General features: G+C 64.0%; 28 protein-coding genes. 9 read left to right on the top strand and 19 right to left on the bottom strand.

Annotated elements, in window-relative coordinates; translation table 11 throughout:
* Positions 1–48 precede the first annotated feature (48 nt).
* The 5 genes from AAC640_RS01315 to hisB are packed head-to-tail and all read right to left on the bottom strand — an operon-like array spanning position 49 to position 3,112.
* Positions 49–369 (bottom strand): phosphoribosyl-ATP diphosphatase, encoded by a 321-nt coding sequence (locus tag AAC640_RS01315; RefSeq protein WP_340264273.1) that lies wholly within the window; start codon positions 367–369, stop codon positions 49–51.
* Positions 370–415: 46 nt separating this feature from the next.
* Entirely contained in the window at positions 416–1,180 is a 765-nt protein-coding gene (gene hisF / locus AAC640_RS01310) for an imidazole glycerol phosphate synthase subunit HisF (protein ID WP_340264272.1), read from the bottom strand.
* Positions 1,177–1,914 (bottom strand): 1-(5-phosphoribosyl)-5-[(5-phosphoribosylamino)methylideneamino]imidazole-4-carboxamide isomerase, encoded by a 738-nt coding sequence (gene hisA / locus AAC640_RS01305; protein ID WP_340264271.1) that lies wholly within the window; start codon positions 1,912–1,914, stop codon positions 1,177–1,179. Before hisA ends, hisF begins: the two co-directional genes overlap by 4 nt.
* Positions 1,911–2,528: an imidazole glycerol phosphate synthase subunit HisH gene (gene hisH / locus AAC640_RS01300; protein WP_340264270.1), complete on the bottom strand. Its 618-nt coding sequence runs from the start codon at positions 2,526–2,528 to the stop codon at positions 1,911–1,913. Before hisH ends, hisA begins: the two co-directional genes overlap by 4 nt.
* Entirely contained in the window at positions 2,525–3,112 is a 588-nt protein-coding gene (gene hisB / locus AAC640_RS01295) for an imidazoleglycerol-phosphate dehydratase HisB (protein WP_340264269.1), read from the bottom strand. The genes hisH and hisB overlap by 4 nt, the downstream gene beginning before the upstream one ends.
* A gap of 98 nt (positions 3,113–3,210) precedes the next feature.
* Here hisB and AAC640_RS01290 point away from each other — a divergent pair, with 98 nt between their 5' ends.
* From AAC640_RS01290 to AAC640_RS01280, 3 genes are all read left to right on the top strand, one after another.
* Positions 3,211–3,687 (top strand): SspB family protein, encoded by a 477-nt coding sequence (locus AAC640_RS01290; protein ID WP_340264268.1) that lies wholly within the window; start codon positions 3,211–3,213, stop codon positions 3,685–3,687.
* Between the two features lie 147 nt (positions 3,688–3,834).
* Positions 3,835–5,217 (top strand): class II fumarate hydratase, encoded by a 1,383-nt coding sequence (gene fumC, locus AAC640_RS01285; RefSeq protein WP_340264267.1) that lies wholly within the window; start codon positions 3,835–3,837, stop codon positions 5,215–5,217.
* Positions 5,218–5,257: 40 nt separating this feature from the next.
* Entirely contained in the window at positions 5,258–5,608 is a 351-nt protein-coding gene (locus AAC640_RS01280) for a hypothetical protein (protein WP_340264266.1), read from the top strand.
* Here AAC640_RS01280 and AAC640_RS01275 read toward each other — a convergent pair.
* Positions 5,605–6,180 (bottom strand): DUF2585 domain-containing protein, encoded by a 576-nt coding sequence (locus tag AAC640_RS01275; protein ID WP_340264265.1) that lies wholly within the window; start codon positions 6,178–6,180, stop codon positions 5,605–5,607. The genes AAC640_RS01280 and AAC640_RS01275 overlap by 4 nt on opposite strands.
* A 50-nt stretch (positions 6,181–6,230) precedes the next feature.
* On the opposite strand from AAC640_RS01275, the gene gmk reads away from it, so the two are divergent.
* Entirely contained in the window at positions 6,231–6,896 is a 666-nt protein-coding gene (gene gmk / locus AAC640_RS01270; protein WP_340264264.1) for a guanylate kinase, read from the top strand.
* Positions 6,897–6,902: 6 nt separating this feature from the next.
* Here the strand turns inward: gmk and AAC640_RS01265 are convergent, their stop codons facing one another.
* From AAC640_RS01265 to AAC640_RS01250, 4 genes are all read right to left on the bottom strand, one after another.
* Positions 6,903–7,973 carry a class I SAM-dependent methyltransferase gene (locus AAC640_RS01265; protein ID WP_340264263.1) on the bottom strand — a complete coding sequence of 357 codons (1,071 nt, stop codon included), beginning with the start codon at positions 7,971–7,973 and terminating at the stop codon, positions 6,903–6,905.
* On the bottom strand, positions 7,963–8,868 hold the full coding sequence (gene lgt / locus AAC640_RS01260) for a prolipoprotein diacylglyceryl transferase (RefSeq protein ID WP_340264262.1): 906 nt from the start codon (positions 8,866–8,868) through the stop codon (positions 7,963–7,965). Before lgt ends, AAC640_RS01265 begins: the two co-directional genes overlap by 11 nt.
* A 67-nt stretch (positions 8,869–8,935) precedes the next feature.
* Positions 8,936–10,357, bottom strand: coding sequence for a hypothetical protein (locus tag AAC640_RS01255; RefSeq protein WP_340264261.1), 1,422 nt, complete (start codon positions 10,355–10,357; stop codon positions 8,936–8,938).
* A 58-nt stretch (positions 10,358–10,415) separates the two neighbouring features.
* Positions 10,416–11,627 (bottom strand): MFS transporter, encoded by a 1,212-nt coding sequence (locus AAC640_RS01250; RefSeq protein ID WP_340264260.1) that lies wholly within the window; start codon positions 11,625–11,627, stop codon positions 10,416–10,418.
* Between the two features lie 95 nt (positions 11,628–11,722).
* Between AAC640_RS01250 and AAC640_RS01245 the strand changes: the two genes are divergently transcribed.
* The gene (locus AAC640_RS01245; protein ID WP_340264259.1) at positions 11,723–12,634 is read left to right on the top strand and encodes a LysR family transcriptional regulator; all 912 of its coding nucleotides are present in this window, start codon (positions 11,723–11,725) and stop codon (positions 12,632–12,634) included.
* 116 nt (positions 12,635–12,750) lie between these two features.
* On the opposite strand, the gene rplI is transcribed toward AAC640_RS01245, so the two are convergent.
* The 9 genes from rplI to AAC640_RS01200 all read right to left on the bottom strand — a co-directional run bounded on the left by rplI (position 12,751) and on the right by AAC640_RS01200 (position 20,163).
* Positions 12,751–13,347: a 50S ribosomal protein L9 gene (rplI, locus tag AAC640_RS01240; protein ID WP_340264258.1), complete on the bottom strand. Its 597-nt coding sequence runs from the start codon at positions 13,345–13,347 to the stop codon at positions 12,751–12,753.
* A 13-nt stretch (positions 13,348–13,360) separates the two neighbouring features.
* On the bottom strand, positions 13,361–13,585 hold the full coding sequence (rpsR, locus tag AAC640_RS01235) for a 30S ribosomal protein S18 (RefSeq protein WP_004212076.1): 225 nt from the start codon (positions 13,583–13,585) through the stop codon (positions 13,361–13,363).
* A gap of 13 nt (positions 13,586–13,598) precedes the next feature.
* A complete protein-coding gene (rpsF, locus tag AAC640_RS01230) occupies positions 13,599–14,021 on the bottom strand; it encodes a 30S ribosomal protein S6 (protein WP_340264257.1) in 423 nt (140 codons plus the stop codon).
* Between the two features lie 313 nt (positions 14,022–14,334).
* Positions 14,335–14,628, bottom strand: coding sequence for a BLUF domain-containing protein (locus AAC640_RS01225; protein ID WP_340264256.1), 294 nt, complete (start codon positions 14,626–14,628; stop codon positions 14,335–14,337).
* Between the two features lie 242 nt (positions 14,629–14,870).
* Positions 14,871–15,242, bottom strand: coding sequence for an RcnB family protein (locus tag AAC640_RS01220; protein ID WP_340264255.1), 372 nt, complete (start codon positions 15,240–15,242; stop codon positions 14,871–14,873).
* 126 nt (positions 15,243–15,368) lie between these two features.
* Positions 15,369–16,574, bottom strand: a complete 1,206-nt coding sequence (locus AAC640_RS01215; RefSeq protein WP_340264254.1) for an ABC transporter permease — start codon at positions 16,572–16,574, stop codon at positions 15,369–15,371.
* Positions 16,574–17,272: an ABC transporter ATP-binding protein gene (locus AAC640_RS01210; protein WP_340264253.1), complete on the bottom strand. Its 699-nt coding sequence runs from the start codon at positions 17,270–17,272 to the stop codon at positions 16,574–16,576. Before AAC640_RS01210 ends, AAC640_RS01215 begins: the two co-directional genes overlap by 1 nt.
* A 4-nt stretch (positions 17,273–17,276) precedes the next feature.
* On the bottom strand, positions 17,277–18,719 hold the full coding sequence (locus AAC640_RS01205; protein ID WP_340264252.1) for an efflux RND transporter periplasmic adaptor subunit: 1,443 nt from the start codon (positions 18,717–18,719) through the stop codon (positions 17,277–17,279).
* Positions 18,709–20,163, bottom strand: a complete 1,455-nt coding sequence (locus AAC640_RS01200) for an efflux transporter outer membrane subunit (protein WP_340264251.1) — start codon at positions 20,161–20,163, stop codon at positions 18,709–18,711. Before AAC640_RS01200 ends, AAC640_RS01205 begins: the two co-directional genes overlap by 11 nt.
* 178 nt (positions 20,164–20,341) lie before the next feature.
* Between AAC640_RS01200 and fabD the strand changes: the two genes are divergently transcribed.
* From fabD to AAC640_RS01180, 4 genes are all read left to right on the top strand, one after another.
* Entirely contained in the window at positions 20,342–21,277 is a 936-nt protein-coding gene (gene fabD / locus AAC640_RS01195; RefSeq protein ID WP_340264250.1) for an ACP S-malonyltransferase, read from the top strand.
* On the top strand, positions 21,274–22,083 hold the full coding sequence (locus AAC640_RS01190) for a crotonase/enoyl-CoA hydratase family protein (protein WP_340264249.1): 810 nt from the start codon (positions 21,274–21,276) through the stop codon (positions 22,081–22,083). The genes fabD and AAC640_RS01190 overlap by 4 nt, the downstream gene beginning before the upstream one ends.
* A 1-nt stretch (position 22,084) precedes the next feature.
* A complete protein-coding gene (fabG, locus tag AAC640_RS01185; RefSeq protein ID WP_340264247.1) occupies positions 22,085–22,825 on the top strand; it encodes a 3-oxoacyl-[acyl-carrier-protein] reductase in 741 nt (246 codons plus the stop codon).
* Positions 22,826–22,996: 171 nt separating this feature from the next.
* A complete protein-coding gene (locus AAC640_RS01180) occupies positions 22,997–23,230 on the top strand; it encodes an acyl carrier protein (protein WP_007689016.1) in 234 nt (77 codons plus the stop codon).
* The last annotated feature ends 61 nt before the right edge of the window (positions 23,231–23,291 follow it).

The raw sequence follows: 23,291 nt of genomic DNA, 5'->3' as shown, positions 1-23,291 counted from the left end.
GATTGGCACAAGAACGCAGTGGCGGCGATATCTTTCCGGGGAAGGCGTTCAGTCCTTTGGACGTGCTGCCTTCTCGGCGATGCCGGACAGGCCCTCGCGCCGGTCCAATTCGTCGAGCACAGCGTCGAGCGGGATATCGAGGTCAGCGAGAAGGACGAGCAGGTGAAACAGCAGGTCGGCGCTTTCGCCCACGACGCCATCACGGTCGGCAGCCATGGCCGCAATGACGGTTTCGACCGCTTCCTCTCCGACCTTTTGCGCGATTTTGGCGCGGCCACGTGCGGTCAGCTTCGCCACATAGGACTGCGTGGGGTCGGCTGACCGCCGCTGGCGGATGGTTTTTTCTAGGGCAAAGAGGGTCGTGCGCATGCCGTGCATCAAGCGCCGGACGGGGGGCGCGTCAACGAAAAACTGGTCAGCCAGCCCGAACCGGAACCCCGGCGGCGGCAAGAGCCTGATGCGCTTCGGCGATGCTATGCTGTCCGAAATGGAAGATGGAGGCGGCGAGCACGGCGCTGGCATGACCTTCGATCACGCCCTCGACCAGATGCTGGAGCGTACCGACGCCGCCGCTGGCGATGACCGGGATGGACACGGCGTCGGCAATGGTGCGGGTGAGGGCGAGGTCATAGCCCTGGCGCGTCCCGTCACCATCCATGGAGGTTACCAGCAATTCGCCCGCGCCCAGTTCGGCCAGACGGATCGCGTGTTCGATGGCGTCGATGCCGGTTGGCTTCCGGCCGCCATGGGTGAAGATTTCCCAGCGATCGTCCCCCACGCTGCGCGCATCGACCGATCCCACCACGCACTGACTGCCGAACCGGTCGGCGATCTCGGCGACGACTTCGGGGCGAGCTACCGCCGCGCTATTGACCGCCACCTTGTCAGCGCCAGCGAGCAGCAAGGCCCGCGCGTCCTCCGGGCTCCGAACGCCGCCGCCCACGGTGACGGGCATGAAGCAGACTTCGGCGGTGCGGCGTACCACATCCAGGATCGTGCCGCGCGCCTCATGCGTCGCCGTGATGTCCAGAAAGCAGAGTTCGTCGGCGCCCGCCGCATCATATACCCGCGCCTGTTCCACCGGATCGCCGGCGTCGCGCAGGTCGACGAAGTTGACGCCCTTGACCACGCGGCCATTGGCGACATCGAGGCAGGGGATGACGCGGGTGCGGACGGTCATGCCGCCGCCTTCGCCACTGCGAGTGCGGCCTTGAGGTCAAGCCGGCCATCATAGAGCGCGCGGCCCGTAATGACGCCTTCGATGCCTTCGTCGGCATGGAGGCTGAGGATGCGGATATCGGCGATGCCCGCTACGCCGCCGCTGGCGATCACCGGAATGTCGGTGGAGCGGGCTAGGTCGACCGTTGCATCGATGTTGCAGCCCTTCAGCAGGCCGTCGCGGCCCACATCTGTGAACAGCAGGCTGGCCACACCGGCATCCTCGAAGCGGCGGGCGAGGTCGGCGACCGCCATGTCCGATTTTTCCGCCCAGCCATCGGTCGCGACAAAGCCGTCGCGGGCATCTACGGCGACCACGATGCCGCCCGGGAAATCGCGCGCGGCGGTCTTTACGAATTCCGGGTCCTTGAGCGCGGCGGTGCCGATGACGATGCGCGACACGCCGAGGTCAAACCAGTGCTCGACCGCTTCCCGATTGCGGATGCCGCCGCCCAACTGGACATGGCCTGGAAAGGCCGCGACGATGCGTTCGACCGCTTCGGCATTGACGGCGTGACCGGCGAAGCTGCCGTCGAGATCGACGACATGGAGATGTTGTGCGCCCGCTTCGGCGAAGATCAGCGCCTGTGCCGCAGGATCATCGCCATAGATCGTGGCGCGGTTCATGTCGCCCTCGGCAAGGCGGACGACCTGGCCGCCTTTCAGATCGATGGCGGGAAAGACGATGAGGCTCAAGGACGCCACTCCAGAAAGCGGGAGAGGAAAGAGAGGCCATAGCTCTGGCTCTTCTCGGGATGAAACTGGCAGCCGATGATCGTGTCGCGGGCAACGGCGGCGACCAGAGGGGCGCCGTGGTGTGTCACCGCCGCGACATGCGCAGGATCGGCCGCTTCGAAATGGTAGCTGTGCAGAAAATAGGCCTCGCCCGCTTCGAGCAGGGGCGGCGTCCCGTTCAGGATCACGTCGTTCCAGCCCATGTGCGGCACCTTGATCGCGGGATCGGCCGGCTCGATCAGGCGAACGGTGCCGGGGATCCAGCCCAGCCCCTCATGCCGGCCGAATTCCTCGCCCGCGTCCGCGAGCAATTGCATGCCGACACAAACGCCCAGGAACGGCGTGCCCCGCGTGCCAACCGCCCGGTTCATGGCATCTACCATGCCGGGGATGGCGACCAGCGCGTCGCGGCAAGCGCGGAAGGCGCCCACGCCCGGCAGCACGATGCGGTCTGCGTTTGCCACCACATCGGCATCGGCGGTGATGGTGACGTCGCTCGCGCCCGCCTTGCGCAGGGCGTTATAGACCGAATGAAGGTTGCCTGCGCCGTAATCGATGAGAGCCAGCGCGGTCACAACATCCCCTTGGTGGACGGGATCGCGTCCGCCTTGCGCGGATCGATCTCCACCGCCTGGCGCAGCGCACGGGCAAGGCCCTTGAAGCAGCTTTCGACGACATGATGATTGTTGCCGCCGTAGAGATTTTCGACGTGCAACGTGATCCCGGCCGCCTGAGCGAAGCTGTGGAACCAGTGCTCGATCATCTCGGTGTCCCACTCGCCCAGCCGCGGGACGGTGAAAGGGGCCTTGAACACTAGCCAGGGGCGACCGGAAATGTCGAGCGACACGCGTGTCAGCGTCTCGTCCATCGGCGCATAGGCCGTGCCGTATCGGGAGATGCCCCGCTTGTCGCCGAGCGCTTTGGCTACCGCCTCGCCGATGGCGATGGCGGTATCTTCCGTCGTGTGATGCTGGTCGACATGCAGGTCGCCGACCGTCCGCACGGTCATGTCGATCAGCGAGTGGCGCGACAGCTGCTCGATCATATGATCGAGAAAGCCGATGCCGGTGGAGACGGTGTAGATGCCGGTCCCGTCCAGGTTGACGGTCACGTCGATCTGCGTTTCCGCAGTGTTGCGGTGAATTTCGGCCGTGCGCATGGCTGCGCCGTATAACGAACTGGTGGCGCCATGCAATGTGGCGTTGCATGTGTGGGGCACACTTGACCCGCCGCGTCGCGCCGCTAGGACATTGCGGGATGAGCGAAGACTTGCCCGACAGCCTGATTCCCTATGATGAAATCGTGCAGGAGGCCCTGCGCGCGGTGGTGGGCCGGGTCCTGGGTGAGGTCGAACGGTCCGGCGGCCTGCCGGGCAGCCATCATTTCTATATCACATTCAAGACCCAGGCCGTGGGCGTCGATATTCCACGCCATCTCGTCGAGCGCTTCCCTGACGAGATGACGATCGTGCTACAGAACAAATTCTGGGATCTGAAGGTCGATGAAGATGCCTTCGCCGTCAGCCTGACCTTCAACCAGGTCGCGGCGCATCTGCACATTCCCTTTGCCGCCATCACCGCATTCGTCGATCCCGCCGTCAATTTCGCGCTGCAGTTCCAGGTCCAGTCGGACGGCGCGCCGGAGCCGCATGAAGAGGCGGAGAATGACGCGCCGCTCGTAAAGACCGAGGACGGATCGAATGTCGTTACCGTCGATTTCAACAAGAAGAAATAAGGGCTGGCGGACAGTCGCTTCGCTTCCCAGATAGTTTCTTGAACTCACCCCGTGCGGGCTGAGCTTGTCGAAGCCTTTTCTTCCTCATTTCCGAGGAGCGCCCTTCGGGAGGTTCAGGGCGGACGGCGCGCCTTTCGGGAGTCGCAGATGAAGACCCGCACCGAAACCGACAGCATCGGCGCCATCGAGGTGCCGGCCAGCGCCTATTGGGGGGCGCAGACCCAGCGCAGTATCGAGAATTTCCCCTTTGGCGCGGACGAGCAAATGCCGATCGGCATCGTTCATGCGCTCGCCATCATCAAGCAGGCGGCGGCGCGGGTCAATCGCAGCCATGGACTGGCTTCCGATCTGGCCGACGCGATCGAGGCCGCCTCTGCTCAGGTAATCGAGGGTGGACATGATGATCAATTCCCGCTCGTCATCTGGCAGACCGGCAGCGGCACCCAGTCCAACATGAACGTCAATGAGGTGATCGCCGGTATCGCGAATGAGGCGCTGACCGGCAAGCGGGGTGGTAAGACTCCGGTTCACCCCAATGATCATGTAAATATGGGGCAATCTTCCAACGACAGCTTTCCCACCGCGCTCCACATCGCTGCCGCCCGCGCGGCAACCGAGGCGCTCTTTCCCGCGCTGGATCGGCTGCACAAGGCGATTGACGACAAGGCGAAGGGCTGGGCCGGAATCGTGAAGATCGGCCGCACGCATTTGCAGGATGCAACGCCGCTCACCCTGGGGCAGGAGTTTTCCGGCTACGCGCACCAGCTGTATCGATGCCGCAAGCGGATAGAACCTGCCGTGATGCACGGTATGACGGCGCTGGCGCAGGGCGGGACAGCCGTGGGAACGGGTCTCAACGCCCCAGCCGGCTTCGGCCAGGCGATGGCCCGTGAGATCGCCGCGCTCACCGGATTGCCGTTCCGCACGGCAGAAAACAAGTTCGAAGCCCTGGCGTCGAACGACCCGCTGGTTCATTTATCCTCTACCCTGGCAACGCTGGCGGTTGCCCTCACCAAGATCGCCAATGACATAAGGCTGTTGGGCAGCGGGCCACGATCGGGCCTTGCCGAACTCGACCTTCCCGCCAACGAACCGGGCAGTTCGATCATGCCGGGCAAGGTCAATCCCACGCAATGCGAGATGCTGACGATGGTCGCGGCGCAGGTCATCGGTAACCATCAGGCGGCGACGATCGGCGGTTTGCAGGGGCACCTGGAACTGAATGTCTTCAAGCCGATGATCGGCGCGGCGGTGCTGCGCTCCATCCATCTGTTGAGCGTCGGGATGGACAGTTTCGCAAAACGCTGCGTCGAGGGGCTGGAGCCCAACGAGGTGCGCATCGCGGAACTGGTTGATCGTTCGCTGATGCTGGTGACCGCGCTCGCGCCAGAGATCGGCTATGACAATGCGGCGAAAATCGCCAAACATGCCCACGCGCACGGCCTGACGCTCAAGCAGGCCGGCATTGCGCTTGGCCTCGTCGACGAGGCGTCGTTCGATCGGCTGGTGCGGCCGGAAAATATGGTGTGATGCTGGCGGAACCGGCGCCCATCCGATACATTGAGGGGCTATGAAGAAACGAGTCCCCACCCAGCCGCTTGTCACCGTTCGCCCCTCGCGAAAGTCCGGCTTGCTGCGCAAGACCGCGCGGTTGGGCGCGGCGGTCGTTGCGGCTCGTGTGGCGGCGGCAACTGGCAAGAAGGGCGTCGTCGGCCTGCTTGCGGGGGCGGGGGCAAAGCGGCTGATCATGCGCTATCCTTTCGGCGCCTTGTTCGTCACCAGCGCTTATCTGGCTGGCAAGGCCTATGAAACAAAGCGGGAGGCCGACCGCCGGCGCGCGGCCAAGGCGCTGCGGGACCAGGGCAATGAGCCGATCCTGATCGAGGAAGCCCGCAAGGCGCGTGGCAACACCCAGCCCTAAAGAGCGGACTGCCAGACCTTCACCGCTTCGATCGGCCACACCAGCATCAGCACGTTCAGCGTCAGATTGTCGCGGATCACCGCCAGGGCGATGAGTTCAAGCGCGATCCCGACGGTTATCGTCACTGCCGCGGGCGCCCTTGCGGCGAAGAGGAAGCCGATCACCATCATGCTGATGTCGCTCATCGAATTGAGGATACTGTCGCCGCTGTAGCCCAGCGCGATCGTCGCGCTCCGGTAGCGATCGATGATGACAGGTGAATTTTCCAACAGCTCCCACAAGGATTCCACTGCAACGGCTACGGCGAGTCGGGGACCAACGGGTTGCCGCCGCATGATTGCCCACGTAACGGCATAGAATAGAAACCCATGGATCACATGGCTTAGGCTGTACCAGTCGGCGATATGCTGGCTGTTCCCGCTGTCCAGCCGCCCGTGCCACAGTTCGACATAGCCGCAGGTACAGATCGCAGGGCGGCCCATCAGAAACAGAAGGGCGCATGTCGCGAGCGCGATCAGCCCCGCGATCAGAAACCCGCGCTGATTGCGCATCCGCTTGCGTCTCAAGATCATGCCCCCTTCAGACCTCTTGCCAAACGCCATCCACGGCGTCACTAGCGGCCATGGCTGACAGCATTCCCACTGAAGCGCCCGATTTCAAGCGTCGTGGCGTGCTTTTCGTTCTGTCGTCCCCCTCGGGCGCCGGCAAATCCACTATTGCGCGCAAGCTGCTCGTGGCCGAGCCGGATCTGGCCATGTCGGTTTCCGCGACGACGCGGCCGATGCGGCCGGGTGAGGTCGACGGCAAGGATTATCATTTCGTCGACCTGGAAGAATTCCGCCGGATGACGGCGGACCATGAGTTTCTGGAATGGGCGCATGTGTTCGGCCAGCGTTACGGCACGCCGCGCGCGCCCGTCGAGGCGATGCTCAAGAGCGGGCGCGACGTGCTGTTCGACATCGATTGGCAGGGCGCACAGCAATTGCACCAGATCGCCGGCGGCGACGTCGTGCGCGTGTTCATTCTGCCGCCGTCCATGGAGGAACTGGAGCGACGTCTGCGTGGCCGGGCCACGGATAGCGAGGAAGTGATTGCCGGGCGAATGGCCCGAGCCGCCAACGAAATCGCCCATTGGGACGGCTATGACTATGTGCTGTGCAATGTCGATGCGGACGACTGTTTTCGCCGTGTGCAGACGATCCTGCATGCCGAACGGATGAAGCGGAGCAGGCAGACGGGCCTGATCGGCTTCATCCGGCGGCTGAGCCGTTATCATCAGGAAGACTGATTGCGCTCAGCTGTTGAAGCCGGCCGGGTCGGCCCAGTCCGGATGGACCCAGGCCATCGCCTTGAACAACGTGCCCATGGCGTCATGGTCGGTCAGCCGGTGGCGCGCCGTTTCGATTTCCTCAGCGCGAGCGGGGGCGCCACGGGCGAGCTGCTCGGCCCGATGGTCAATGCCCAACTGACGCAGAAAGGCGCCCTGGCCTACCGGCCCCAATATGCGCAGACCCGCCTGGCGGGCCATGTTGCCGATCATCGTGAAATCGACATGGGTGGTCAGGTCGCTTTCGCCCGGCTGCAGGAAGGGGTCGGCGAACTGATGATTGCGCACGGCTTGTAGCGTGTCGCCTACGGCTGGTCCTTCATAGCCATAGTCGATGATGATTGCAGCGCCGCCCTGGCGCGCGATACGCTGGGCCAGTTCCAGCGCAATCGCCGTGCCGGCCAGCGGGATTTCCAAGATCGCGCCCTCCGACGCATCCGCCGCGATCGCGGGCACGGGCGATTCGACGCGGCGATATCCCGCCATGGCAAGGAAACGGTCCGGCTCGGCGGGGTCGGGACGGATCACGACGCGCTCGCGCCACTCCATCTCGGTACGCACCAGCTGCCGAACCGGCAGCGCGTCGAAAAATTCGTTGGCGATGACCAGCAGCGGACCGTCGGCCGGCAGCGCGCCGACGGAGTCATGGTGGAAGACATTGGGGATGAGCGCCCGCTGCCGCTCGCGCAGGGCAAGGCTTGTCTCGACAAAATGCGTACGCGGCACGAAGTCGGTGCTGCTCATTGCGCGCAGGGCGTCGGAAGCCAATGTGCCGCGGCCCGGGCCCAGCTCTGCATAGAATGCGTCCGGACGGCTGCCGGACCGCATCCATGTGTCGGCAAGGCAGAGGCCGATCAACTCCCCGAACATCTGGCTGATCTCGGGCGCGGTGGTGAAATCACCATCCGCGCCCAGCGGATCGCGGGTGCTGTAATAATGCTGGTTCGATTCGGCCATATAATGCGCGACCGAGATCGGGCCGCCCGCGTCGATCTGCCGCGCAAGCCGTTCCGAAAGGCTCGACGGTTCAGCTGACACTCGCGCTCCCCGCGATCGGTTCCACGCGAACCAGGCGGCTCTTGGCAGTCACCACCAGGTAGAGGCCGCCCAGGATCATCGGCAGGCAAAGCCACTGGCCCATGTGCAGCCCGGTACGCGCGGCGAATTCCATCAATTGCGCATCGGCTTCGCGGAAATATTCGACGCCGAAGCGGAAGAGGCCATAGAACAGCAGGAACAGGCCGACCAGCATCCCCGGCTTGTAGCGGGCACGCGTCTTCCAGAAGGCGAAGGCAAGGATCAGAAAGAGGATGATGCCTTCGAAAAAGGCTTCGTAAAGTTGGCTCGGATGGCGGGGAAAGGGGCCGCCGGTGGGGAATATCATGGCCCAGGGGACGTCAGTCTCCTTGCCCCATAATTCGCCGTTCACGAAATTGGCGAGGCGCCCGAAGAACAGGCCGAAGGGCACGCAGCAGGCGACGAAGTCATGAATGCGCAGCCAACTGAGCTTTTCCTTGCGCGCCATGTAAAGGATGCCGAGCGACACGCCGATCGCGCCTCCGTGGAACGACATGCCGCCATTCCACAATTTGAATACATCCAGCGGGTGTTGCAGGATCTCTGGCTGGTAGAAGAAGACATAGGCCAGCCGACCGCCGATGATGATGCCAAGCGTCGCATAGAAGATCATGTCGTCGGCATGCCGCCGCGCCATCGGCGATCCGGGCTGGGCAATGAGCCTCAACAGATACCAGTAGCCGATCAAAATGCCGGCCAGATAGGCGAGGCTGTACCATTTCAGCGTGAAGAAGCCGAGGTCGAGCGCGACCGGGCTGAGCCCCAGCTGATCGAAACGGATGGCGCCTGAAGCAGCGGCGGCGGCGAGGTCAAGGATCAAGTTCTCGTTCCCCTTGGGAAATGTGGTGATCGCCATAGAACAAGGAGGGGCGGGGAGGGAAGGGTCCTCGCTCCGTGCAAGGGCCAGTGCGGCCGAATACGCGTCACTTCATCAGGTCAGCATAGCAGGTTGGCGGTGTGGGCAGGGTCAAGCGCGCGATGGTGCCAGATAACAACAGGAAGCCGAGCGCGGCGAGGGCTGGGCGATATCGCACTCCGGCCATGCCTGGTCGCCACAGGATCACCCAAGCCAACGCTGTCGCGAACATGGGCCAGAGATGGTAGCGCAGGTCCGACGAAATGCTGATGACGGCAAAACTGGCCTCCTGGACCAGGGCCGATGCCAGCAGTGCCAGGGCGAGGGTCCGGTCATTGGCCGACGCGCGCGTACTGGCGATCCCTATTCCCCAAAGAGCGAGGGCGAGCCAGATCACCGGCCAGCCTAAGGGTGTTTCAGCGACCCAGCCGGCCAGCTTCTGCCAATGGGCTGCCACGACCGAAGGATTGGGGAAACCGAGGTCATTGGGCTCGGCCTCGGCTGGCGGTGCGGCTAGCGGCCAGTGCAGCGGGACGATCCAGCGCTCGGTCGAATTGAGATGCGCCATCCGGTGACTGACATAAGCCACCGGATGGGCGAGCGCCGCGCGAGCCAGTTGGCCGTAAAGCCAGCCGACCGGTGCCTTGGTCCACGGGCGCACGACGGAAGCGCAGGCCGGGACTTCGCCCAGGCGGTCCCAGAAGAGCGGCTTGACGCAATCATGGGTCGTCAGCGCCCGGGCAGCCTGCGGGTCGAGCCCGGCAGGCCGCTCTCCCGTGCGCACCGCGATGGCGGCGAGGTCATATATGGGTTCGCTCCGGCGAACTCCGCTATCCTGCGCACCCAATAGCCGCTGGTTGATGGGCTGCGATAACAGCAGGATGGCGAAAATGCCGGCTGCTATGGCGGCCAGGCGGGTAAGCGGCTTCAGGGGAGTGGGGAGGAGCAGCACCGCCAGGGGCACCGTCGAAAAAGCGCCGTTCGCCCGGACGAGCGTTGCGTAGGCGAGGCACAGGCAGGCTATGATCAGGGCAGGTAGCGTAATCGGCCGGTTCCTGAGCCGGTAATGGCCGATACAGCCGCTGGCCAGGCTCAGCGCTCCGATCATTTGACTGTCCTTGAGCACAAGAGCGACCCAGCCGACGAAGAGCGGCGACGCCCCCAGTGCGAGGAGCGCGGCTGCTTTCCCCCGGGCCATCGGCTGCGCGAGCAGGCCAATTCCCACCCAGTAACCCGTGAACTGGAGCGCGAGCATCGGACCCGACCCGTGATCGAGTAACAAGAGCACGGACCACAGACGGGCCATGATCGGCGGGTGCCAATCATCATAGCTCTGGGCGAGTATCTGCTGATATTGCGTTAGCGTGTCATATCCGGCGATGCCCGGCCAGAACAACAGCAGCGAACAGAGCAGTAGCGCCAGCGCCACCACTATTGGCCAGCGGGGCAGGATAAGCGCATCCCTGTATATGTGGGTGGTGGAGTGCATCGACGCCCTTGTCAGCGATCAGGCCAGCGACGGTCATTGGCCTGAAAGGCGCGGGCGATCAATCCTTGCTCGCCAGGTTCCGGCACTGCAGCCCCGTGGCAAGCAAGGCGAGAGCGGCGGCGGCGATGCTGACGCCTGTCCAGCCGAACCCGCTCCAGACAGCCATTGCGGTGGCAGAGCCTGCTGCCCCGCCCAGAAACATCGATCCCATGAATATGGTGTTGAGACGCGCCCGGGCATCGGCGCGAAGCGCGTAGATGATGTGCTGGTTCGAAACGAGGGCGCTCTGCACCGCGAAGTCCAGCAGGATCACACCGACGACCATGCCCGCCAGACCGGGCGACAGACCCAGGACAGCCCATGCCACGAGCGTCAGGGCTGCTCCAAAGGCGATAACCTGACGAGGACCGCGCTTGTCGGCAAAGCGGCCGGCCAGTGGCGCCGCCAATATACCGACGGCGCCAACGATACCGAAAAGGCCGGCCGCATCTGCGCCCAGTCCGAAACGCGGTTCCTGCAGGTGAAGGGCCAGCACCGTCCAGAAAATCGAAAACGCGCCGAACAGAAGCGCTTGGGTCGTGGCGGCGCGACGCAGGGCGGGCAACTCCCGCCACAGCGTGGCCATCGACTTCAGCAATTCCCCGTAACGCAGATCGGAAGAGGGTGTGCTCGAGGGCAGGCGCCAGGCCATCAGCAACGCTGCGGCGAGGGCCAGGGGAATGCCCAGCCAGAACATCTCGCGCCAGCCGGCGTGGCTCGCGACAAATCCCGCGAGCGTCCGGCTGAGCAATATGCCGCACAATATTCCGGCCATCACCGTGCCGACGGTGCTTCCGCGACGCTCAGGCGGCGAAAGATGCGCGGCAAATGGGACTATCTGCTGTGCGACCGTCGCCATCGCGCCAACGGCCAGTGAGGCGAGCAGCAGCACCGGTCCGGTCGGAGCGACGGCGGCGACGGTGAGAAGGGCGGCAAGGACAGAAAATTGCAGCACGATCAGGCGCTTCCGCTCCAGCAGGTCACCCATGGGAACGAGGAGGAATAGCCCAGCCGCATAGCCCAGCTGCGTGGCCGTGGGGATCATCTTCGTGACCGGTCCTGGGAGGTCATTCTCCATAATCCCGATCATTGGCTGGTTGTAATAGATATTCGCCACGGCGACACCCGCGGCGATGGACATGGTGAGCGTAAGCCCACCCGACAAACCGGGCGACGCCTGGTCTGAAGAAGCGTGAATTGTCGGAGCTTGCGCGCTGTGTATGGTGCTCATGACGTGGCCTTTTTGATGGGACGACGCCTAGATGCAACATTCACATGGTGCGGGGTAGTTGCTGATCTTGATAGGCCAGCATAACGTAAAACGATATGATCAACCTTTCGAACCTTGTTGTCTTCGTAGAGGCGGTGGATGCTGGCAGCCTTGCCGCTGCCGCGCGTCGGTTGAAGATACCGACGATGACGGCATCCCGCCGCCTGGCCGCGTTGGAGGCTGAACTGGGCGTCCGGCTCGCCCATCGCACCACTCGCAGTCTCTCGCTCACCAGTGAGGGCGAGGCTCTTCTTCCTCACGCGCTGGCTGTGATCGAGGGGGAACGATCACTCAGGGAAGCGATCAAGCCCTCGGTTGAGACGATATCGGGCGTGCTGCGCCTGTCGGCTTCCGTGCCTTTCGGGCGCAAAATCCTGACGCCATTCATCGGTCAATTCCTGCGAGAGCATCCCGGTCTCAAGGTCGAACTCCTCCTGCAGGACGGGATCGTCGACATTGTCAGTCAGGGAATCGATTGTTCCATCCGGATCGGCATATTGCAGGACAGCAGTCTCATTGCGCAGGCGATTTCCGACAATCCTCGGGCCCTCTATGCCAGCCCCGCCTATCTTGATCGGATGGGGCGGCCGACCACGATAGGCCAACTGGCCGAGCATCAATGCCTCGTCCAGTCGGGAACAACGCAGTGGCGGTTCGGGCAAAAGGGCCTCCGCCAGCCGATCCATGGAGCGTTCAGCGCAAACTCGGTCGAAGCGCTTCACCAGGCTGCCGTTCATGACATGGGCATTGCCCTGTTATCGGACTGGGCGGCTCGCGAAGATGTGGCTGACGGCCGGCTCGAGCCGGTTGCGATGGACGAGGGAATCCCCAAACCGCTCAAAATCTGGGCGATCTATCCGAGCGTGCGATTCGTCCCCCCGAAGGTCAGATATTTCATATCCAGCTTGAAGCGCCATTTCGCGGCGGGCGTCCTCGTTGCCTCAGGCGGGGCGAGAGGGGGCACCTGAATTCGAAAGCCGGTCTTCAGGGCGCGGAAGAGCGCTTCGCTGTCGGGAAGGCCGCAATTCCAACAAAAAAGCCGCCCGGTGAAGGGCGGCTTCCTTTGTTCAGTCCGACGAGGAAGTCAGGCTTCTTCGGCCGGAGCTTCTTCGGTCGCGGCGGCGATTTCGCCGGGCTCCGCGTTCGGATCATAGTCTTCGGTGAAGCCGCTCTCGTCCTTTTCGAACAGGTCGGCCATCACGTCGACGCCCTGCGACTGAAGCTCGGCTTCTTCCGGCGAGCGGGCGACGTTCACCGTGATGGTGACGGCGACTTCAGGGTGCAGCGCAACCTTGACGTCGAAGACGCCGAGGGTCTTGATCGGGCGCTCCAGCACGACCATCGCCTTGCTGACGTTGGTGGTGCCTTCGGCGTGCAGCGCTTCAACGATGTCGCGAACGGCGACCGAACCGTAAAGCTGGCCGGCGTTGGACGACTGGCGGATCAGCACGATCTGCTTGCCATTTACGCCTTCGGCAGCCTTTTCGGCGTCCGAGCGGCGAGCGGCGTTTTCAGCCTCGATCTTGGCGCGGTTGGTTTCGAAGACCTTCTTGTTGGCGGCGTTGGAGCGCAGCGCCTTCTTGTTAGGCAGCAGGAAGTTACGCGCGTAACCGTCCTTCACGGTGACAACGTCGCCGATGGCGCCCAGCTTCTCGATCCGTTCGAGGAGAATGATTTCCATGGAGATTACTCCCTCACTTCACGATGTAGGGCAGCAGGCCCAGGTGACGAGCGCGCTTGATGGCCTGGGCCAGTTCACGCTGCTTCTTGGCGGATACCGCAGTGATGCGGCTGGGGACGATCTTGCCGCGTTCGGACACGAAGCCCTGCAGCAGACGGACGTCCTTGTAATCGATCTTCGGCGCATCCTTGGCGGCGAAGGGGCAGCTCTTGCGGCGGCGGAAAAACGGGCGTGCCATGTTTCAGATCTCCTTATTCGCCAGCCGGGACTTCGTCGCGCTCGCGGCGCGGGCCGCGATCTTCGCGCGGACCACGATCACCGCGGGGACCGCGATCACCACGCTCAGAGCGTTCCTGCTTGCGCATCATCACCGACGGGCCGGTTTCCAGCTCGTCGACCTTCACGGTCATGTAGCGGATGATGTCTTCGTTGATCTGGGTCTGACGCTCCAGTTCCGCGACGACGCCGGCGGGGGCGTCGATGTTCAGCATCACATAGTGCGCCTTGCGGTTCTTGGCGATCTTGTAGGCGAGGCTGCGCAGGCCCCAGGTTTCCACCTTGGTGACCTTGCCGCTGTTATCCTCGACGATCTTGGTGGCGGTTTCCGCCAGCGCGTCCACCTGCGCCTGTGCCAGATCCTGGCGCGCAAGGAACACATGCTCGTAAAGAGCCATGGGTAAGCCTCATCTGTTGGCCGATCGCTGACGCCCACCCCATGTGGAACGCCCCTCCGGCTGTCGTCTCGTGCATTGCCACGCACAGCCGCGAGTCACCCGGGGCCATGCGAAGCGGCGCCTATGACCGAAGCGGGACCGAAAGGCAAGGGCGAGTTGGGCCCGGTCGGGTTTGTCGAAGGGCTTGCGCAGGTGGAGCGACGGCGCTTCATCCGGTTTGACGCGACACCGCCCGCTGAATCAATGAGGCGCCCAACATGACATCGCTCGCCGGTATCAGTGGGTCGGGCGTCTGTCGTCTAACGGGCTGGGTCTAGGCCCGGTGCATCTCGGCCGTGCCGACGAAGTGGGCGCGGGTCGAGCCGCCGGCCCGTTCCAGCAGGGCCGTGACCTTTTCCTTGAGACTGGTCGACCGTTGGAAGGGGGTGTCGTAGGCCATCGCCCAGTTCCCGAACTCGCGTTCCGCGATGGCGGTTTCGCGCAGCTTCACGACGGCGCAATGCCGGCCGTCGGCGCATACGCGATCATAGACCCGCTCCACCGCCTCGCGGGGACCTTCCAGCACCTGGAGGAAACGCTTGCCGTTGAAGAGAAGTAGGCCGGTCACATCCTCGGTCTTGTTGCGGGCAGCAGCGGCGCGGGCGATTTCGGCGCACGCAGGGGCGTCATGTCGCCATGCGCGCTGCTGATGTACATGATCTGATGGAGGGGCATGGCGGTTTCCGGTTGATTGATGACCGGATCTTCACCGCAAAGCATTGATATATGGTGTTTAACCCAGATCATGAAAAATGCCCCGGAGGAGAGGTCCGGGGCATTCCACGGGTTTTTTGCTGGAGGCGCGTCCGCTTAACGGATGGCGCCGCTGATGACCGAAGCGATGATGCCGCTGGTGATCGCGACCAGTACCGCGTCGTTGCCCGATCGGACCCAGTGGTAACCTCGCGGCGGGGTCCTCAGCCGATAGCCGCGGTAATTGTCGATGACGCGGTAGTCGCTGGCGTAGCGGCGATCGAAGCGCTGCCCCTTCGCCCAGCGGCGATAATCGCCCCGGTGATCGTTCTTGCGGACAACGGTCGTTCTGGTGACGGTCCTGCCGTGAGGGCCTTCCTTAACGACGCGATGAACTTCCCGCTGCGGAGCGGCTTGCGCCTGGGCAGTCACCATCGGACTCGCGATCATGGTGGTAGCGCTCATGGCCAGCAGAAACGTCTTGAACATGCTCTTTCCTTTCAATCTCTTGCCGCCGTTCCCGGCGTCGAAGACAGAGATAGGACTCAATTGTCGCAGACTTGTGCCGTCCGCTCGAAAGATTGTCGGAAATTGTAACAGGGCGATTTCACGACCCTATTCGTGGCGCAGCGCATCGATCGGGTTGAGCGCGGCGGCGCGCCTTGCCGGAAAATAGCCGAAGACCACGCCGATGGCGGCGGAAAAGAGGAAGGCGATGAGGTTCACCTTCACATCGAACATGAAGGGTACCTGCATCAACGGCGCAAGGGCGACCGAGGCGAGGAGCGCGAGGAACAACCCGATGAGCCCGCCGAGGCAGGATAGCACGATCGCTTCCACCAGGAATTGCATCAGCACTTCGCGGGCGACCGCGCCAATGGCAAGACGAATGCCGATCTCGCGCGTACGCTCCGTCACGGAAACGAGCATGATGTTCATGATGCCGATGCCGCCCACTAGCAGAGAAATCGCGGCCACCGCCGCGACGATCTGCGTCAATATGGTGGTGGTGCCGGTCAGCGTATCGGAAATCTGCTTTGTGTCGAAGACGTTGAAATTATCCTCCGCGCCAGGCTTCAGCTTGCGCCGTTCGCGCATCAACTGCTCCAGGCTCGCCTGCACGGTTGAGGTGTCATAGGCATCATCGACCGCGATCACGATCTGGCTGATGTCACGGTCGCCAGTAAAGCGGCGCTGAACGAACTTGATCGGCATGACGACGACATCGTCCTGATCGCCGAACCCTCCTTGCCCGCGTGTCGCGAGCGCGCCGATCACCTGGCAGGACACGCCCTTTATGCGCAGCCGCTTGCCCACCGGATCGCTGCCCTGGAAGAGGTTGGTTCGCACGGTGTTGCCGATGATGCAGACGGGTTTGCCCGCTTCCTCCTCCTCCGGCATGAACAGGCGGCCGGCGCTGGCCTTCCAGCTCTGCACTTCGAAATAGGCGGCGGTGGTTCCGTAGACAGTGGTCGACCAGTTGGAGCCTTCATAGATGGCGGTCCCGCTGGACTGGACCATCGGCGCGACGGCGCGGACGCCGGTCAGCTGGTTTTCGATGGCGGACAGGTCCGCCGGCTTGAAGTCGGGCGGGCGCGGGCCGCCGCCGCCGCGACCAAAGCCCTGACCGGGCCGCAGTTGCAGGACATTGGCGCCCAACGAGCTGATCTGCTGCCGCACGGCTGCGGTGGCGCCGTTGCCCAGCGTCACCATGGTAACGACTGCCGCGACGCCGATGATGATGCCAAGTGTCGTCAGAAAGCTTCGCAGCTTGTGCCGGTTTATCGCGCGGAAGGCGAGGATGATGGTGGTGCCCAGCATCAGGCGCTCACCCCGTCCTCGATTTGCTCAACAAGGCCATCCTTGAAGTGGACGATGGTGCGGGCGAAGGCTGCCATGTCCGGTTCGTGAGTGACCATGAGCACGGTGATGCCGCTGTTCCGGTTGAGGTCGGTCAGCAGTTCCATGATCTCGATCGAGCGTTCCGAATCGAGATTGCCGGTCGGCTCATCCGCCAGCAGCACGGCGGGCGAGGTAACGATCGCGCGGGCTATGGCCACGCGCTGCTGCTGCCCGCCGGACAACTCGGCTGGTGTATGGTCCCACCAGTCCTTCAGACCCACTTTGTCGAGCGCGGCCATCCCGGCCTCGTTGCGGGTCTTCTTGTCCTCGCCGCGATAGAGCAGCGGGAGTTCCACATTTTCCAGCGCCGTGGTGCGGGCGAGCAGATTGAAGCCCTGGAACACGAAGCCGAGATAACGGCGGCGCAGCAAGGCGCGCTGGTCGCGGTCGAGCGTTTCGACATGGCGCCCCTTGAACAGGAATTCCCCGGCCGATGGCACGTCGAGGCAGCCAAGTATGTTCATGGTCGTCGACTTTCCCGAACCCGAAGGCCCCATGACGGCTACGAAATCGCCTTCGCTGATGTCGAGGTCGATGCCTTTCAAGGCCGGGAACGCTGTCGGCCCGGACCCGTAGATCTTGGTGACGCCGCGCAGGGAGATGATGGGATCGGCCATCGGATCAGGTTCCGTTCTGACGGCCGGTCCCGCGTGGCTCGCGGCCCTGGCCCGATCGGCCGGGCTGAGGGCCGCCGCCATTGCCCCCGGCATTGTCTTCGGCTGGCTGCGCCTGCCCCGCTGCAAGTTGGCCTGTAATGACGCGCATGCCGGGCTTGAGGTCGCCGCCGGTTATGACCGTGCGCGCGCCGTCGCTGGCGCCCACGGTGACCTGCACCGCCTTCGGGTCCCCATCGGCTCCCACGACATAGACGGTCTGGCTGGACCCTATGCCGAAGCTGACCTGGCGATTGGCGCCACCGCGACGGAAGCGGCGGGGACCCGGCACGATCTTGCTGGTGATGCCACCGCCCTGATCCGCGGCGGTCGGCTTGAAGCGCAGCGCGGCGTTGGGGACAAGCAGCACATCATGCAGTTCCTGCGTCACGACATCGGCGGTTGCGGTCATGCCGGGGCGCAGCGTCTGGTCCTTGTTGTCGACGGACAGGACAGCGGTATAGGCGACCACCGTGCCGGTCGTGCTGGCGGTGCTGCTGCTTGACGAGGACGATGTCGAAGAACTGCTCGATGCGTTGGAGCCGACATTGACGCGGGTTACGCGTGCCGGGAAGCTGCGGCCGGGGAAGGCGTCGACGGAAAAGGTTGCGGACTGGCCTTCCTTGACCTGGCCGACATCGGCCTCATCGACCGCGACCTGAACTTCCATCTGCGTCAGATCCTCCGCTATGGTGAAGAGCACAGGGGCGTTCAGCGAAGCGGCCACGGTCTGGCCGGGCTCGATATCGCGTGAGAGCACCACGCCGGTTACGGGCGAGACAATCTGCGCGATCGAAAGATTGGTCTGCGCGGTCGAAAGCTGGGCGCGCGCAACGCTGACCTGCGCCTGCTGGGCGCGCAGGTTGCCGAGGGCGGACTCATAGTTGGCGCGGGCGGTGTCCAGCTCGGTCTTGGCGGGCACACGACCGCCCGAAAGGCGGAACACGTTCAGCTGGCGGTCGAGCGTGGCCTTTGCCAGTGCGGCCTGCGCCTGCGCCTGCGCCACGCCGGCCTGGCTGGCGGCGACCTGCGCGCGGTTCTGGTTGATCGTATCGACGAGGCGGCGGGTGTCGAGTTCGGCGAGCCGCTGGCCCTTGGTGACGCGGTCGTTCACGTCGACATAGACGCGCGTGATCTTGCCCGACTGTTCGGACCCCACATCGACCTGGTTGATGGGCTTGAGGTTTCCGGTCGCCGAAACCGTGACGGTCAGGTCACCCCGGCGCGCTTCTCGCGTCGCATAATTGGGCTTGTCGCTGCCCGAAAAGCAGCGTGCGAGGAGCAGGACGAGGATCAGCAGCCCGACGCCGACCGCGCCCCGGATCATCCATTTGCGCCACGGCTTTTCCGGGCGCGTGCCAAGGAAGTCGTCGAGGTCCTGGTCCTGGTCCTTGCTCACATCATTGCTCATTCGGGCGTTTGTCCATGTTCTGCCAGCCGCCACCCAGCGCATTGTAGAGCTGGGCGATGGCAAGCACCTCGTCGGCCTGGGCGGCGGCGAGGCTGTTGCGCGCGTTCAGAAGGGCGGTTTCGCTGGTGGAGAGCGTCTGAAAGTCGATGAGCCCGGCCTGATATTGGCTGCGGGCGAGCAGCGCGGCGTTGTTCGACGCTTCGAAGGCGATTGTGAACTCGGTCTTGCGCTGTCGCGCGCTGGTGAGCGCGGCCATGGCGTTTTCCACATCTTCGAGCGCGGTCAGCACGCTCTGTTTGTAGGCGGCGAAGGCGGCGTCGGTCGCGGCCTTTTGCGACCGGACCTGCGAGGCAAGACGGCCACCGTCGAAAATCACCTGCGCGACATTGGCGAAGATGCCGCCAGTGACGAGGTCGAACAGATTTTTGATACTGGTGGCGCTGGTGCCGATATTGCCGCTGATCCCCAGCGAGGGATAAAGCTGCGCCTGCGCGACGCCGATGCGCGCGGTTGCCGCGGCCAGCGCGCGTTCGGCCGCGCGCACATCAGGACGTTGACGTAGCGTGTCAGCCGGGATGCCAACGGTGATCTGCGTCGATGCGTTCGGAATAGGCGCGGGCGTTTCGAGCCTGCGAGTCGCCTCGCCCGGCACCTGGCCCGTCAACACGGCGATGCGATTGAGGCTGCCGCGCAGGCTGTTTTCCAGCTGCGGGATCGTGGCGCTGGTCTGGGCAAGTTGGGCGCGGGCCTGCTGTTCATCGAGCGAGGAGACAAGGCCGGCCTGCAGGCGCCAGCTGGCGATATTGTAATTGTCGCGTTGGACCGCCTGTGTCTCTCGGGCGATCCGCAGCTGCTCCTGCGCCTGTCGCGCCTGAATATAATTGGTCACCAGTTCGGCGATGATCGTCATCCGCACATTGGCAAGGTCGTATCCCGAGGCGGCGAGGTCTGCGCGCGCGGCCTCGGCCGACCGGGAAAGTTCGCCGAACAGGTCGATCTGCCAGCTCGCATTGGCGCCGAGCGAATAGCTGCTCGACCAGTTGCCGGACCCCGTCGAAATGACGTTGCCATTGTCATCGACGCGCGTGCTGCTGCCGCGACTGGAATAGGAGCGGCCTCCACTGCCCGAAGCGTTCACCTGCGGCAGGAAGGCGGCGTTCGCCTGGCGCAGGGATTCCCGCGCCTGACGCAGCCGGGCCTGAGCCTGGACGATGTCGAGATTTCCGGAGATCGCCTGGTCGATCAGCCCGCTCAGCGCCGGGTCGTTGAGGCGCGTCCACCAGCTGGCGAGATCGGCTTCATTCACGGCGAGGCTGCCCGGCGCTGAATAATAGGTGGCGGGCACGCCCAGTGCCGCCGGCTGCGGCGCCTTGTAGTCAGGTCCGGCGGCACAGGCGGACAGCGTCAGTGCGGCTTCGGTGATCCAGGCAATGCGATATCGCACCTTTTCCTTGCACTCCGTCGTCGTTAAAGGGGCCGCAGTCGAGCCCCCGGGACAGGGGCAAAGTGATCGATCATAGGTGGCTGAAGGGGCGGGCCGCTTCAATTCGATTTATGTCTCAAAGTGTAACGGTGCTGCAAATCAGCGGCGTTTGGACGCCGTCCAGAACAGAAGGTGGATGATGAGGGCATTTCTTTTCCCGGGTCAGGGCAGTCAGGCAGTCGGCATGGGCAAGGCGCTGGCCGACGCGAGTCCGGCCGCGAGGGAGCTGTTTCAAGAGGTCGATGACGCTCTGTCGCAACATTTGTTCCGCATCATGGTGGAAGGCCCCGAAAGCGATCTGACGCTGACCGAAAATGCACAGCCCGCGATCATGGCGAACGCCCTGGCGACGCTGCGCGTGATGCAGAAGGAAGCAGGCTTTTCGCTGGCGGAGAAGGGCGATTTCGTCGCCGGCCACAGCCTGGGCGAATATAGCGCCTTGTGCGCCGCCGAAGCCTTCGACATCGCAACGACATCGCGCCTGCTGAAGCTGCGCGGACAGGCGATGCAGGCGGCCGTGCCGGTGGGTGATGGCGCGATGGCGGCGCTGCTAGGCGCGGACATTGAAAAGGCGCAGGCCCTGGCCGATACGGCGGCGCAGGGTGAGGTCTGCACCGTCGCCAACGACAACGATCCGACGCAGGTGGTGATTTCCGGTCATCGCGGTGCGATCGAGCGCGCGGTGGCGCTGGTGAAGGAGCATGGCATCAAGCGCGGCGTGCTGCTGCCCGTGTCCGCGCCCTTCCACTGCCCGTTGATGCAGCCTGCCGCGGAGGCGATGGAGGAGGCGTTGGGCAAGGCGAGGATCGCGGCGCCGCTGCTTCCCGTCTACGCCAATGTGCTGGCCGCGCCCATTGCCGATCCGGAAGAGATCAAGCTGCGGCTGGTGGAGCAGGTCACCGGCCGGGTGCGCTGGCGCGAATCCATGGCGGCGATGTGGGACGCTGGCGTGACCGAGTTCGTCGAACTGGGCGGCAAGGTTCTGAGTCCGATGGTCAAGCGCATTGCGCCCGACGCGACCGTGCGCAGCATCATCACGATGGACGATATCGAGGCCGCGCTGGGGGCGATGTGAGCGACGCATCGCCCATCCTCGCGCGCCGCGACGGTGCGGTCCTGACGGTCACCCTCAATCTTCCGGACAAGCGCAATCCGATTTCGGACAACGCGGTGGTCGACGCCCTTTGCGAGACGTTCGAACAGGCGGACCGCGACCTGTCGATCCGTGTCGCCATCCTGACGGGAGCGGGCAGCGCCTTTTCCTCCGGCGGTGATCTCAAGACGATGAAGCCGGACGCGGGCAGCCTGCTCGCCAGCCTGCCGGCGCAGACGCGGCGGAATTACCGGAGCGGCATTCAGCGGCTGCCGCTGATGTTCCACGCGCTCGAACTGCCGGTGATCGCGGCGGTCAACGGCCCGGCGGTGGGTGCGGGATGTGATCTTGCGCTGATGTGCGACGTGCGAGTCGCGGCGCAGTCAGCGCGCTTTGCGGAAAGTTTCGTAAAGCTCGGCATTGTCCCTGGCGACGGCGGCGCCTGGCTGCTGCCGCGCATCGTCGGCTTTTCGAAGGCGACCGAACTGGCGCTGACGGGTGAAACGATCGATGCTGCGGAGGCGCTGCGGATCGGGATGGTCAGCGAGGTCGTGCCGGACGAGGAACTGATGGCGGCGGCGCGACGTATCGCCGACAAGATCGCGGCCAATCCGCCGCATGCCACGCGCATGACCAAGCGCCTGCTGCGCGCCGCGCAAACGGCCGAGCTTGCCGCCATTCTCGACATGTCGGCGGCGATGCAGGCCTTGGCGCACGCCACGTCCGATAATGACGAAGCCATCAACGCCTTCATCGAAAGGCGCCAACCCGATTTCAAGGGAGACTGACATGTTCGATCTGACAGGCATGACCGCGCTGGTGACGGGCGCTTCGGGCGGCATCGGATCCGCCATCGCCAGGGCGCTGAGCAGCCAGGGCGCGACACTGGCGCTGTCGGGCAGCAACGAGGCCAAGCTGAAGGCTTTCGCCGCCGAGCTGGGCGGCGACCACAAGACGCTGGTCTGCAACCTGTCCGACCCCGCCTCCGTCGATGCGCTGGTGCCGCAGGCGATCGAGGCACTGGGCGGCAAGATCGACATTCTGGTCAACAACGCCGGCATCACTCGCGACAACCTGATCCTGCGGATGAAGGACGAGGAGTGGTCCGACGTCATCTCGGTCAATCTGGAAGCCGCCTTCCGCCTGACCCGCGCCGCTGCCAAGCCGATGATGAAGGCGCGCTTTGGCCGCATCATCTCGATCACCTCGGTCGTCGGTGTCACCGGCAATCCGGGGCAGGCCAATTACGCCGCGTCCAAGGCGGGCATCATCGGCATGTCGAAATCGCTGGGCCAGGAACTGGCAAGCAGGGGCATCACCGTGAACTGCGTCGCGCCCGGCTTCATCCGGTCGGCTATGACCGACGCGCTCACTGACGCGCAGAAAACAGCGATATTGCAGAAGATCCCGGCCGGTGAGCTTGGCGGTGGCGAGGATATCGGCGCTGCGGTCGTCTATCTGGCAAGCCGGGAGGCAGGCTATGTCACGGGGCAGACGCTCCACGTCAACGGCGGCATGGCGATGATCTGATCACACTGCGCCATTTGCGCCGGGGCTTGCGATATGCCATCGGGCGCGCGGCGCGGGCGGAACATGCTTTTCGAAGCTTTCTTGCCTCTTGCCTCCGTCCGGGCTTGCCTCTAGGGCATGCCTTAACAAATATTCACAACCATCAACGATACCCAGTAAAAAGGATCACTCATGAGCGAGACCGCGGATCGCGTTAAGAAAATCGTCGTCGAGCATCTGGGCGTCGAGGCCGAAAAGGTCACTGAGGACGCGAGCTTCATCGACGATCTGGGCGCCGACAGCCTGGATATCGTTGAGCTGGTGATGGCGTTCGAAGAAGAATTCGGCGTCGAGATCCCCGATGACGCGGCTGAGAAGATCGCCACCGTCAAGGACGCGATCGATTATATCGACAGCAAGCAGTAAGAGCGTGTTTCGCGGCCCGCCTGCATTCGGCAGGGCCGCAACATTTCAAAGGAAATGGCTC

The sequence above is a fragment of the Sphingobium mellinum genome (assembly GCF_037860795.1).
GTDB lineage: Bacteria > Pseudomonadota > Alphaproteobacteria > Sphingomonadales > Sphingomonadaceae > Sphingobium > Sphingobium mellinum.
Note: the sequence above shows the minus strand (reverse complement) of the source record. Positions and strands in the feature narration are given on the sequence as shown.